Annotated in this window: 11 protein-coding genes and 1 pseudogene; 2 read left to right on the top strand and 10 right to left on the bottom strand. The window is 71.0% G+C overall.

The window, feature by feature from the left end; genetic code table 11:
* Positions 1-1,062: pseudogene (locus B7P34_RS23470) on the bottom strand (hypothetical protein); the annotation flags it as partial.
* A gap of 307 nt (positions 1,063-1,369) precedes the next feature.
* Between B7P34_RS23470 and B7P34_RS23465 the strand changes: the two are divergent.
* Together B7P34_RS23465 and dapA are read left to right on the top strand one after the other, a co-directional pair.
* Complete coding sequence (locus tag B7P34_RS23465; RefSeq protein ID WP_106679521.1) at positions 1,370-3,214, top strand: endonuclease/exonuclease/phosphatase family protein; 1,845 nt, start codon at positions 1,370-1,372, stop codon at positions 3,212-3,214.
* Between the two features lie 70 nt (positions 3,215-3,284).
* On the top strand, positions 3,285-4,178 hold the full coding sequence (gene dapA, locus B7P34_RS23460; protein WP_106679520.1) for a 4-hydroxy-tetrahydrodipicolinate synthase: 894 nt from the start codon (positions 3,285-3,287) through the stop codon (positions 4,176-4,178).
* A gap of 73 nt (positions 4,179-4,251) precedes the next feature.
* On the opposite strand, the gene dapD is transcribed toward dapA, so the two are convergent.
* The 9 genes from dapD to B7P34_RS23415 form a co-directional block, all read right to left on the bottom strand.
* Positions 4,252-5,241, bottom strand: a complete 990-nt coding sequence (dapD, locus tag B7P34_RS23455) for a 2,3,4,5-tetrahydropyridine-2,6-dicarboxylate N-succinyltransferase (protein WP_106679518.1) — start codon at positions 5,239-5,241, stop codon at positions 4,252-4,254.
* Between the two features lie 173 nt (positions 5,242-5,414).
* Entirely contained in the window at positions 5,415-5,753 is a 339-nt protein-coding gene (locus B7P34_RS23450) for a metal-sulfur cluster assembly factor (protein WP_106679516.1), read from the bottom strand.
* Entirely contained in the window at positions 5,750-6,223 is a 474-nt protein-coding gene (gene sufU, locus B7P34_RS23445) for a Fe-S cluster assembly sulfur transfer protein SufU (protein ID WP_106679514.1), read from the bottom strand. The genes B7P34_RS23450 and sufU overlap by 4 nt, the downstream gene beginning before the upstream one ends.
* 12 nt (positions 6,224-6,235) lie before the next feature.
* Positions 6,236-7,492 (bottom strand): cysteine desulfurase, encoded by a 1,257-nt coding sequence (locus tag B7P34_RS23440; RefSeq protein ID WP_106679512.1) that lies wholly within the window; start codon positions 7,490-7,492, stop codon positions 6,236-6,238.
* Positions 7,489-8,256 carry a Fe-S cluster assembly ATPase SufC gene (sufC, locus tag B7P34_RS23435; RefSeq protein ID WP_106679510.1) on the bottom strand — a complete coding sequence of 256 codons (768 nt, stop codon included), beginning with the start codon at positions 8,254-8,256 and terminating at the stop codon, positions 7,489-7,491. The genes B7P34_RS23440 and sufC overlap by 4 nt, the downstream gene beginning before the upstream one ends.
* A gap of 7 nt (positions 8,257-8,263) precedes the next feature.
* On the bottom strand, positions 8,264-8,584 hold the full coding sequence (locus B7P34_RS23430; protein WP_106679508.1) for a non-heme iron oxygenase ferredoxin subunit: 321 nt from the start codon (positions 8,582-8,584) through the stop codon (positions 8,264-8,266).
* The gene (sufD, locus tag B7P34_RS23425; RefSeq protein WP_106679506.1) at positions 8,581-9,762 is read right to left on the bottom strand and encodes a Fe-S cluster assembly protein SufD; all 1,182 of its coding nucleotides are present in this window, start codon (positions 9,760-9,762) and stop codon (positions 8,581-8,583) included. The genes B7P34_RS23430 and sufD overlap by 4 nt, the downstream gene beginning before the upstream one ends.
* A gap of 93 nt (positions 9,763-9,855) precedes the next feature.
* Positions 9,856-11,277 carry a Fe-S cluster assembly protein SufB gene (gene sufB / locus B7P34_RS23420; RefSeq protein ID WP_106679504.1) on the bottom strand — a complete coding sequence of 474 codons (1,422 nt, stop codon included), beginning with the start codon at positions 11,275-11,277 and terminating at the stop codon, positions 9,856-9,858.
* Positions 11,274-12,038, bottom strand: a complete 765-nt coding sequence (locus tag B7P34_RS23415; protein ID WP_223268145.1) for a helix-turn-helix transcriptional regulator — start codon at positions 12,036-12,038, stop codon at positions 11,274-11,276. Before B7P34_RS23415 ends, sufB begins: the two co-directional genes overlap by 4 nt.
* Between the last annotated feature and the right edge of the window lie 17 nt (positions 12,039-12,055).

Genomic DNA, 12,055 nt, shown 5'->3' with positions numbered 1-12,055 from the left:
CGCCGCGGCCTCGGCGGGCTTGCGGCGGGCGAGCCTCAGCTCGGCCTCGGCGCGGGCGGCCGTCCCGGGGTGGCCGGGCAGGGCGGCCAGGAGCGCGTCCGCGCCCTTGTCGGCGAGGTCGCCGACGGCGGGGGCCTCGACGCCCGCCTCCTGCATCCGCTCGCGGACGGCGAGGAGGCCGAGGGGGGTGAGGGAGACCATGCCGTAGCGGCTGACGTCCTCCTCCTCGGGGCTGTCGGAGACGACGCCGTCGACGGACTCGCGGACGTGGCCCTCGCCGTCGACCTCCTCGATGAGGGACTCGTCGACGGGCCGGTACGCGATGATGCCGGTGGGGGCGAGCAGCCGGAACTGGTCGTCCAGGCGCATCATCGCGTCGGAGACCTCTTCGAGGATGTCGTCCGTGGGCTCGTCCATGTCCTCCGGCACGATCATGGACGCGGCGAGCGCCGGCAGCGGTACGGGGTGCTCCGCGTCGCTCTGCTCCAGCGCGGTGAGCAGGTAGAGGTTGCCGAGGACGCCGTCGAGGAAGTCGGCCTCGCCCTCGGGGTCCCAGTCGAGGGAGTCGAGGTCGAGGTCCTCGCCCTCGGCGATCCGGTCGGCGATCTCGCCGAGGTCGGGCGCGGCGGCGTCGGCCAGGACGCTCTCGAAGCCGGCGAGCCACAGGTCGAGGATGTCGGCGGGGCTGCCGGAGGTGAGCGTGGCGAGCTCCTCGCCGGCGACGGCGGTGCCGCGGGGCTCGTCCTCGCCCGCTTCCGCGTCCTCGTCGCCCTCCTCCTCGTGCTCCTCGAAGTCCACGAGGCCCGTGTCGAGCGCGTGCTGCCACGCGTCCATGGCGTACGCGTCGCCGTCCTCGTCGCCCGCGAGCCCGAGGAGCTCCGTCGCCTCCCGCAGCTGCTCCGCCAGCAGCTCGCCGCCGACGCCGACCGGGATGCCCTCCTCGCCGGCCCAGCGCGCGAGCTTCGCGGCGCGGGCGAGCAGCGGCGCGGACAGCGCGTCGCGCGCGAGCTCCGCGTCGGAGGGGAGCCGCACCGGCGGCATGGTCGGGCGGTCTGCGGACATCAGAGGGGTCTCTCCTCGTCGTGACATGCGTCGCGGCACGTGCGATGACGTGCGGCGACACGCGTGGTGACATGCGGTGTGGCATGCGGCGCCGCGGACGGGGCGCGGTGCCCAAGCGTAGACGGGATTTCCTCCCTGCCGCCCGGTTCGCCGAACCGTCGGCGGACATATGGCTGACGGTTACCCGCGGAACCTTGACAACTTCCCCGGGTGCGCAAGACATTGACGCGCGTAGAGATCGTCAGGATCGCGTCAACGACGATTCCTCCACGTCATACCCCCCTCGCTTTCCTCACCGGAGGCCCTCGTGCCCACTGCCCCGTCCTCCCGCCGCGCCGCCGCCCTGCGCAGACCCGCGGCCCTCGGTTCCCTCCTCGCCACCGCGCTCGCGGCCGGGCTGCTCGCCGCCCCGGAGGCGGCGAGCGCCGAGGGCCTGCGGATCCACGACATCCAGGGCACGACCCGGGTGTCGCCGCTCGCCGGCCGGCAGGTCGCGGACGTGCCGGGTGTCGTCACCGCCGTCCGCGCCTTCGGCTCGGCCCGCGGCTTCTGGATGCAGGACACGCACCCGGACCGCAACGACGCCACGAGCGAGGGCATCTTCGTCTTCACCGGCTCCGCCACCCCGGACGTGGCCGTGGGCGACGCCGTGAGCGTCTCCGGCACCGTCACCGAGTACTACCCGGGCGGCGAGTCGGCCGGCCTGCAGTCGGTCACGCAGCTCACCAGGGCCACGTGGCGGGTCGAGTCCTCCGGCAACGCCCTCCCGGCCCCCGTCCGCCTCAGCGCGTCGCAGATCCCCGACCGCTACGCGCCCGACGCGCACGGCGGCTCGATCGAGAAGCTGCAGCTGCGCCCGGGCACGTACGCCCTGGACCGCTTCGAGTCGCTGGAGGGAATGCGCGTCTCCGTGCAGAACGCCCCCGTCGTCGGCGCGACCGCCCACAACGAGCTGTGGGTCACCGCCGAGCCCCGCCACAACCGCACGGGCCGCGGCGGCACGCTCTACGGCGCGTACCGCGACCCGAACGCCGGCCGCGTCAAGGTCGGCTCGCTGATCCCGTTCGCCCAGCGCCCCTTCCCCGTCGCCAACGTCGGCGACGAGCTGTCCGGCACCACCGCCGGCCCGCTGGACTACGACAACTACGGCGGCTACACCCTGCAGGCCACCGAGCTCGGCAAGCTCACCGACCGGGGCCTGAAGCGCGAGACCACGCGCAAGCAGCGCGCCGACGAGCTCGCGGTCGCCACGTACAACGTCGAGAACCTCTCCCCCAAGACGCCGCAGGCGAAGTTCGACCGGCTGGCGTCCGCGCTGGTCGCCAACCTCGCCTCGCCGGACATCGTCGCCCTGGAGGAGGTCCAGGACGACAACGGCACGACCGACAACGGCGTGGTGGACGCGGGTCAGACGCTGAAGAAGCTCACGGACGCCATCAAGGCGGCGGGCGGCCCGGCCTACGAGTGGCGGCAGATCAACCCCGTCAACGACCAGGACGGCGGCCAGCCGGGCGGCAACATCCGCACCGCGTTCCTCTTCAACCCCGCCCGGGTGTCGTTCACCGACAAGCCCGGCGGTGACTCCACCACCCCGGTGAAGGCCGTCCGCGACGGCGGCAAGGCCGCGCTGTCCGTCTCCCCCGGCCGGGTCGACCCCGCCGACGCGGCGTGGGCCAACAGCCGCAAGCCGCTCGCGGGCCAGTTCACCTTCCGGGGGCAGCGGGTCTTCGTCGTCGCGAACCACTTCAACTCGAAGGGCGGCGACCAGGGCGTCGACAGCCGCTTCCAGCCGCCGGCCCGCTCCTCCGAGGTGCAGCGCACCCAGCAGGCCAAGCTCGTGAACGGGTTCGTCAAGGAGCTGCTGGTGGCCGACCGGAACGCGAACGTCATCGTCGCGGGCGACCTGAACGACTACCAGTTCTCGCCGGCGCTGAAGGCCCTCACCGCGGGCAAGGTCCTCACCGACCAGGTCGGCCGGCTGCCGCGCGCCCAGCGCTACGGCTACGTCTACCAGGGCAACTCCCAGGTGCTGGACCACATCCTGACCAGCGCTCACGTACGCCGGGTGGACTACGACATCGTCCACGTCAACGCCGAGTTCGCCGACCAGGCGAGCGACCACGACCCGCAGGTGCTGCGCTGGAAGCCGTAGCAGCACTTAGGGGTCAACAGGAGAACAATTAAATAGACCTGTACGGTCGAAGGGGCCGAGAATCGCGTCCATGACGATCTCTGCTCCCGCCCGCCCCTTCGGCCGTACCGTCTGCGCGATGGTCACCCCCTTCACCCCGGAGGGAGAACTCGACCTCGACGGAGCGCAGGCCCTCGCCGACCGCCTCGTCGGGGAGGGCGGCTGCGACGGACTCGTCCTCAGCGGCACCACCGGCGAGTCGCCGACCACCAGCGACGCGGAGAAAAGCGCGCTCATCCGCGCCGTGGCCGGGGCCGTCGGCGACCGGGCGCGGATCACGGCGGGCATCGGCACGGCCGACACCCGGCACACCGTCGAGCTGGCCCGCGCCGCCGAGGCGGCGGGGGCGCACGGGGTACTGGTCGTGCCCCCGTACTACAGCCGGCCGCCGCAGGAGGACATCGCCGAGCACTTCCTGACCGTGGCCGGCGCGACCGGCCTGCCGGTGATGCTCTACGACATCCCCGGCCGCACCGGCACCCGGATCGAGCCCGCCACCATGCTGCGGCTCGCCGAGCACCCGCGCATCGCCGGCGTCAAGGACTGCGCCTACGACCTGCTGGGCAGCTCGAAGGTCATCGCCGCCACGGACCTCGCCTACTACTCGGGCTGCGAGGAGCTGAACCTTCCGCTGCGCTCGGTGGGGGGCGCCGGATACATCAGCACGGTCGCGAACGTCGCGGGCGGGGCGGTGGCATCAGTGCTCGACGCGTACGACCGCGGCGACACCGCGGAGGCGGCCCGGCTGCACGCGCGGGTCCTGCCCCTGGTGGAGCTGATGATGGCGTCGGGCCTGCCGGGCACGGTGACGGCGAAGGCCCTGCTGAACGCGCTCGGCCTGCCCGGCGGGCCGGTGCGGGCGCCGCTGCGCCCGGCGTCCCCGGAGCGCACGGAGGTGCTGCTGCAGGCGTACAAGGCGCTCTGACGCATCCCCCCTGCAATGCGGGAGCGGCCGCACCCCTCGCCCGGGGTGCGGCCGCTCCGCTGCGTCGCCCTGCTCAGTTGTGGCTGTGCAGGATCTCGTTCAGGCCGCCCCACGTGCTCTTGTACGGACGGGCCTCGACCGCACCGGAGGTGGAGTTGCGGCGGAAGAGGATGTTGTCCGCGCCGGAGAGCTCCAGCGCCTTGACGACCTGGCCGTCCGGCAGGGTGACGCGGGTGCCCGCGGTCACGTACAGGCCGGCCTCGACCACGCACTCGTCGCCGAGGGCGATGCCGATGCCCGACTCGGCGCCGAGCAGGCAGCGCTCGCCGATGGAGATGATCTGCTTGCCGCCGCCGGAGAGGGTGCCCATGGTGGAGGCGCCGCCGCCGATGTCGGAGCCGTCGCCCACGACGACGCCCGCGCTGATGCGGCCCTCGACCATCGAGGTGCCCAGCGTGCCGGCGTTGAAGTTGACGAAGCCCTCGTGCATGACGGTGGTGCCGGCGGCCAGGTGGGCGCCCAGGCGGACACGGTCGGCGTCGGCGATGCGCACGCCGGACGGGGCGACGTAGTCCGTCATCCGGGGGAACTTGTCGATGCTGGTCACCTGCAGGTGCAGGCCCTCGGCGCGGGCGTTCAGGCGCACCGTCTCGACCTGGTCGACGGCGACGGGGCCGAGGGAGGTCCAGGCGACGTTGGCGAGGAGGCCGAAGATGCCGTCCAGGCTCTGGCCGTGCGGCTTCACCAGGCGGTGCGAGAGCAGGTGCAGGCGCAGGTAGGCGTCGTGGGCGTCGAGCGGCTTGTCGTCCAGCGAGGCGATGACCGTACGGACGGCCACGACCTCGACGCCGCGGCGCGGGTCCGGGCCGACGGCCTTGAGGGCGTTCTCACCGAGCAGCTCGGCGGCGCGCTCGGCGCTCAGCCGCTCGGTGCCGGCCGGGCCGGCGTCCTCGGTGAGCTCCGGCGCGGGGAACCAGGTGTCGAGGACGGTCCCGTCCTGGGTGATCGTGGCGAGGCCGGCGGCGACGGCGCCGGTGGTACGGGGGGCAACAGCATCGGTCATGCTCGAAAACCTAACCGCCCGGAGCCTCTCAAGGCGAACCGGTCACGCCCGGGGTGCCCTGCCCGTCACGGCGGGCGGTCGCCCCGCCGGCGGTTCCACCGCGCCGCACGGCAGCAGCCCGCCGCCTGACCGGGGTCAGGGGCGGGCTGCTCACGTCGTGCGGAGTGTGCGGGTCAGACGTTGAAGCCCAGCGCGCGGAGCTGCTCGCGGCCCTCGTCGGTGATCTTGTCGGGGCCCCACGGCGGCATCCAGACCCAGTTGATCCGGAGCTCGTTGACGATGCCTTCGGTGGCCGACTTCGCCTGGTCCTCGATGACGTCGGTCAGCGGGCAGGCCGCGGACGTCAGGGTCATGTCGAGGGTGGCGATGTTGGCGTCGTCGATGTGGATGCCGTAGATCAGGCCGAGGTTGACGACGTCGATGCCCAGCTCGGGGTCGACCACGTCGTAGAGGGCCTCGCGGACCTCCTCCTCGGTGGCCGGCTTGGTGGTCACCTCTGCGTTGTCAGTCATGCGGTCTTCCTTGCTGTGTTGTCGCGGTCTTCACCCAGTGCCTGGGCGGTCGCGTCCTTCCACGCCATCCAGCTCAGCAGAGCACACTTCACGCGCGCCGGGTACTTGGAGACGCCGGCGAACGCGACCGCGTCCTCCAGCACCTCCTCCATCGCGTCGTCCGGCTCGATGCGGCCCTTGGACTGCATCAGCTCCAGGAAGGTCTCCTGGATCTTCCGCGCCTGCTCCAGCTCCTTGCCGACGAGCAGTTCGTTGAGGACGGAGGCGCTGGCCTGGCTGATGGAGCAGCCCTGGCCCTCGTACGAGACGTCCTCGATGGTGTCGCCGGCCATGCGCACCCGTAGCGTGATCTCGTCACCGCAGGTCGGGTTGACGTGGTGCACCTCGGCGTCGCCGTCCCGCAAGCCCCGCCCGTGCGGGTGCTTGTAGTGGTCCAGGATGACGTCCTGGTACATCGAATCCAGCTTCACAAGATCCCCGCTCTACCCGAAGAAGTTCCGGACGTGCTCCAGACCCGCGACCAGGGCGTCGACCTCGCCCGGGGTGGAGTACAGGTAGAACGACGCCCGCGTGGTCGCAGGAATTCCGTACCGGAGGCAGACGGGCCGCGCGCAGTGGTGGCCGACGCGGACCGCGATGCCCTGCTCGTCGAGGACCTGGCCCACGTCGTGCGGGTGGATGTCGCCGAGCGTGAAGGAGATCGTGGCGCCGCGGTCCTCGGCCGTGCTGGGGCCGATGATCCGCAGGTCCGGGACCTCCTGGAGGCGGCTGACCGCGTACTGCGTGATCGCGTGCTCGTGGCGGGCGATGTTCTCCATGCCGATCGAGGACAGGTAGTCCACCGCGGCGCCGAGGCCGACGGCCTGGGCGATCGGGGGCGTGCCGGCCTCGAACTTGTGCGGCGCGGGGGCGTAGGTGGAGGAGTGCATCGAGACGGTCTCGATCATCTCGCCGCCGCCGAGGAACGGCGGAAGGTCCTCCAGCAGCTCCTGGCGGCCCCACAGGACGCCGATGCCGGTCGGGCCGCACATCTTGTGGCCGGTGAAGGCCACGAAGTCGGCCTGGAGGGCCTGGACGTCCAGCACCATGTGCGGGGCGGCCTGGGAGGCGTCGATGACGACGAGCGCACCGACCTCCTGGGCGCGCCGGACGATGGTCTCGACCGGGTTGACCGTGCCCATGATGTTGGAGACCAGCACGAACGAGACGACCTTGGTCTTCTCGGTGATGATCTCGTCGATGTTGGACAGGTCGAGGCGGCCGTCGTCGGTGAGGCCGAACCACTTCAGCTTCGCGCCGGTGCGCTGCGAGAGCAGCTGCCACGGGACGATGTTGGAGTGGTGCTCCATCTCCGTGATGACGATCTCGGTGTCGTGGTCGACCCGGTAGGGCTCGTCGGCCCAGCCGAGCATGTTGGCCACGAGGTTGAGCGACTCGGAGGCGTTCTTGGTGAAGATGACCTCGTCGCGGCTGGGGGCGTTGATGAAGGCGGCGACCTTGTCGCGCGCGCCTTCGTACAGCGCCGTGGCCTCCTCGGCGATGGTGTAGACGCCGCGGTGGACGTTGGCGTTGTGCCGCTCGTAGTACGCGTTGAGCGCGTCGAGCACCTGGCGCGGCTTCTGGGAGGTGGCCGCGGAGTCCAGGTAGACGATCTTCTTACCGTCGTGGACCGTGCGGTCCAGGATGGGGAAGTCCTTGCGAATCGCCTCGGTGTCGAGGAGGCCCGGCAGTATGGTCACGCGGTTACGCCGCCCTTCGTCTGGTAGGCCTCGTAGCCCTCGGACTCCAGCTTGTCGGCCAGCTCGGCGCCGCCGGACTCGACGATGCGGCCGCCGGAGAAGACGTGGACGAAGTCGGGCTTGATGTAGCGCAGGATGCGCGTGTAGTGCGTGATCAGCAGGGTGCCGACCTCGCCGGTCTCGCGGACGCGGTTGACGCCCTCGGAGACCTGGCGCAGCGCGTCGACGTCCAGGCCGGAGTCGGTCTCGTCGAGGATCGCGATCTTCGGCTTGAGGAGCTCCAGCTGGAGGATCTCGTGGCGCTTCTTCTCACCGCCGGAGAAGCCCTCGTTGACGTTGCGCTCGGCGAAGGCGGGGTCCATGTTGAGGCGCTCCATGGCCTCCTTGACCTCCTTCACCCAGGTGCGCAGCTTGGGGGCCTCGCCGCGGATGGCGGTGGCGGAGGTGCGCAGGAAGTTGGAGACCGAGACGCCGGGCACCTCGACCGGGTACTGCATGGCGAGGAAGACGCCGGCGCGGGCGCGCTCGTCGACGGACATCTCCAGGACGTCCTCGCCGTCGAGGGTGACGGTGCCGCCGGTGATCGTGTACTTGGGGTGACCCGCCAGCGAGTACGCCAGGGTCGACTTGCCGGAGCCGTTGGGGCCCATGATGGCGTGGGTCTCGCCCTGCTTCACGGTCAGGTCGACGCCCTTGAGGATCTCGCGCGGGCCGTTCTCGGCTTCGACGGAGACGTGCAGGTCGTGGATCTCAAGCGTTGCCATGGGGAACTCAGGACTCCTGGGTGACGGAGACGAGCACGTCGTCCCCTTCGATCTTGACGGGGTATACGGGGACGGGGCGCGTGGCGGGCAGGCCGGAGGGCTTTCCGGTGCGCAGGTCGAAGCTGGAGCCGTGCAGCCAGCACTCGATGGCGCAGTCCTCCACCTCGCCCTCGGAGAGCGAGACGTTGGCGTGGGAGCAGATGTCGTTGATCGCGAACACCTCTCCCTCGGTGCGGACGAGGGAGACCGGCGTGCCGTCGATCTCGACCCGCTTGGGGGTGTCCTCCTCCAGCTCGCTGAGGGCGGCCACCTTCACGAAAGCGCTCATGCGACCGCCGCCTCCAGCTCGGCCTCGATCTTGGCGATGAGGCGGTCCTCCAGCTCGGGGATGCCGATCTGCTGGACGAGCTCGGCGAAGAAGCCGCGGACGACCAGGCGGCGGGCCTCGTCGGCCGGGATGCCGCGCGCCATCAGGTAGAACAGCTGCTCGTCGTCGAAGCGGCCGGTCGCCGAGGCGTGGCCGGCGCCGACGATCTCGCCGGTCTCGATCTCCAGGTTGGGCACGGAGTCGACGCGGGCCCCGTCGGTGAGGACGAGGTTGCGGTTGAGCTCGTAGGTGTCGGTGCCCTCGGCCGCCGCGCGGATGAGGACGTCGCCGATCCAGACCGCGTGGGCGTTCTGGCCCTGCAGCGCGCCCTTGTAGGCGACGTTGCTGCGGCAGTGCGGGGTGTCGTGGTCGACGAAGAGGCGGTGCTCCTGGTGCTGGCCCTCGTCCGTGAAGTACAGGCCGTAGAGCTCGGCCTCGCCGCCGGGGGCGCCGTAGACGACCCGCGGGTGGAGGCGGACGAGGTCGCCGCCGAAGGTGACGATGACGGACTTGAAGGAGGCGTCGCGGCCGATCAGCGCGGTCTGCTGGGCGGCGTGCACCGCGGTGGCGTCCCAGTCCTGGACGGAGACGACGGTGAGCTTGGCGCCGTCGCCCACGAGGAACTCGACGTTGGCGGCGAGCGTGGTGTCGCCGGTGTGGTCGAGGACGACGACGGCCTCGGCGAAGGCGCCGACCTCGATCACCTGGTGGCCGAAGGCCACGCCGCCCTCGCCGTGCACGGAGATGGTGACGGGCTCGGTGAGGACCGCGTCCTTGGGGATCGAGACGACCGAGGCCTTCTCGAAGGAGCTGTAGGCCTGGGCGGCCACGCGGTCGACGGGCTTGCCGGCCCGGCCGAGGCGGGCGTCGTCGCGGCCGACGGTCTCGACGGTGACGCCGGCGGGGGCGCTCACCTCGACCTTGACGCCGCCGCCGTTCGCCACAGCGGTGCCGTCGTGCAGCCCGCGCAGGCGCTCCAGCGGGGTGAACCGCCACTCCTCCTCGCGGCCGTGCGGCACGGGGAAGTCCGCCACGTCGTACGAGGCGGGGGCGCTCACGCGCGCGTCGATGGGCTGCTGCGGCCCGCCCACCTGGATGGCGCCGTCGGTCGTGCTGCCGGCGGGGGTGTTGTCAGCCATGGCTGTCGTCGTGCTCTCTTCCTGTCACAAAGGGTTCGCTGCTGCGGTCGGGGGCGTCCGTGCCCCTCCCCCGCCTCAAGGGGCGGGGGAAGGTCAGCCGACGGAGCCTTCCATCTGCAGCTCGATCAGCCGGTTGAGCTCCAGCGCGTACTCCATGGGCAGCTCGCGGGCGATCGGCTCGACGAAGCCGCGCACGATCATCGCCATCGCCTCGTCCTCGGACAGGCCCCGGCTCATCAGGTAGAAGAGCTGGTCGTCGCTGACCTTGGAGACGGTCGCCTCGTGGCCCATGGAGACGTCGTCCTCGCGGACGTCGACGTAGGGGTAGGTGTCCGACCGGGAGATGGTGTCCACGAGCAGGGCGTCGCAGAGCACGTTCGACTTGGAGCCGTGGGCGCCCTCGCCGATCTCGATCAGGCCGCGGTAGGAGGTGCGGCCACCGCCTCGCGCCACCGACTTGGAGACGATGTTGGAGGAGGTGTTCGGCGCCATGTGGACCATCTTGGCGCCGGCGTCCTGGTGCTGGCCCTGGCCGGAGAAGGCGATGGACAGCGTCTCGCCCTTGGCGTGCTCGCCCATCAGGTAGACGGCCGGGTACTTCATCGTCACCTTGGAGCCGATGTTGCCGTCGACCCACTCCATGGTCGCGCCCTCGTAGGCCACGGCACGCTTGGTGACCAGGTTGTAGACGTTGTTCGACCAGTTCTGGATCGTCGTGTAGCGGCAGCGGCCGCCCTTCTTGACGATGATCTCCACGACCGCGCTGTGCAGCGAGTCCGAGGAGTAGATCGGGGCGGTGCAGCCCTCGACGTAGTGGACGTAGGCGTCCTCGTCGACGATGATCAGCGTCCGCTCGAACTGGCCCATGTTCTCCGTGTTGATGCGGAAGTAGGCCTGCAGCGGGATGTCGACGTGGACACCCTTCGGGACGTAGATGAACGAGCCGCCGGACCACACGGCGGTGTTCAGCGACGCGAACTTGTTGTCACCGACGGGGATGACCGTGCCGAAGTACTCCTGGAAGAGCTCCGGGTGCTCCTTCAGGGCCGTGTCGGTGTCCAGGAAGATGACGCCCTGGGCCTCCAGGTCCTCACGGATCTGGTGGTAGACGACCTCCGACTCGTACTGCGCGGCGACACCGGCGACCAGGCGCTGCTTCTCCGCCTCCGGGATGCCCAGCTTGTCGTAGGTGTTCTTGATGTCCTCCGGCAGGTCCTCCCAGGAGGCCGCGGCCTTCTCGGTGGAGCGCACGAAGTACTTGATGTTGTCGAAGTCGATGCCCGAGAGGTCGGAGCCCCAGGTGGGCATGGGCTTCTTGTCGAAGAGCTTCAGGCCCTTCAGACGCAGCTTGAGCATCCACTCCGGCTCGGACTTCTTGGCCGAGATGTCGCGGACGACGTCCTCGGAGAGGCCGCGCTTGGCTGCGGCACCGGCCACGTCGGAGTCGGCCCAGCCGTATTCGTACGTGCCCAGGCCTTCGAGCTCAGGGTGGGCAGTCTCCGTGGGGAGAGTCATGCGGGGTTCCTCCCGGCCGTGCTGGCGGATGCTGTGGTGGTCTTGGTCTTGCTCTTCGGGATGAACGTCGTGCACACCCCGTCGCCGTGGGCGATGGTGGCAAGACGCTGCACATGTGTCCCGAGCAGGCGGGAGAAGACCTCTGTCTCCGCCTCGCACAGCTGCGGGAACTGCTCGGCGACATGGGCGACCGGGCAGTGGTGCTGGCAAAGCTGTTCGCCGACCGGCGCGCTACGCGCCGTAGCAGCGTACCCGTCCGCGGTCAATGCCCTGGCAAGGGCCTCCGTGCGGGATTCGGGCGGGGCCGCTTCCAGCGCCCGGCGGTAGCCCTCGGCCTGGGCGGCCATCCGGGCTCGGGCGAAGGCCGCGACGGCGGCCTCTCCCATCTCGCCGCCGCCCGCGGCCTGGGCGATCCAGCGCAGGGCGTCTCCGGCCAGCTTGTCGTAGGCCTGGTCGAAGGCGTCGCGGCCGCAGTCGGTCAGCGCGAAGGCCTTGGCGGGGCGGCCGCGGCTCCGGGCGCCGTAGACCCGCTTCTCGCGGGGCTCGACGACGCCCTCGGCGACGAGGGTGTCGAGATGGCGGCGCACGGCCGCCTGGGTGAGCTCCAGGCGGAGGGCGAGCTCCGCCGCGGTGGACGGGCCGTGGTCGAGGATGGAGCGGGCGACGCGATTGCGGGTGCCGCGCTGCTCGTCATGGCCGTGCTCGCGGCGGTCGTCCTCGCGGGCGGGCCCGGGCGCAGGCTGCTGCGGCCCGGCGGCCACGGGTCCTTCCGGACCGG

Source organism: Streptosporangium nondiastaticum, assembly GCF_003011965.1.
Taxonomy (GTDB): Bacteria; Actinomycetota; Actinomycetes; order Streptomycetales; family Streptomycetaceae; genus Streptomyces; species Streptomyces nondiastaticus.
This window is presented reverse-complemented; position numbering and strand designations above follow the sequence as displayed.

Coding starts and splice junctions, on each gene's coding strand:
- dapD (WP_106679518.1), bottom strand. CDS start 5,241: ATGACCGATGCTGTTGCCCCCCGTACCACCGGCGCCGTCGCCGCCGGC.
- sufC (WP_106679510.1), bottom strand. CDS start 8,256: ATGGCAACGCTTGAGATCCACGACCTGCACGTCTCCGTCGAAGCCGAG.
- dapA (WP_106679520.1), top strand. CDS start 3,285: ATGACGATCTCTGCTCCCGCCCGCCCCTTCGGCCGTACCGTCTGCGCG.
- sufD (WP_106679506.1), bottom strand. CDS start 9,762: ATGGCTGACAACACCCCCGCCGGCAGCACGACCGACGGCGCCATCCAG.
- B7P34_RS23430 (WP_106679508.1), bottom strand. CDS start 8,584: ATGAGCGCTTTCGTGAAGGTGGCCGCCCTCAGCGAGCTGGAGGAGGAC.
- sufB (WP_106679504.1), bottom strand. CDS start 11,277: ATGACTCTCCCCACGGAGACTGCCCACCCTGAGCTCGAAGGCCTGGGC.
- B7P34_RS23450 (WP_106679516.1), bottom strand. CDS start 5,753: ATGACTGACAACGCAGAGGTGACCACCAAGCCGGCCACCGAGGAGGAG.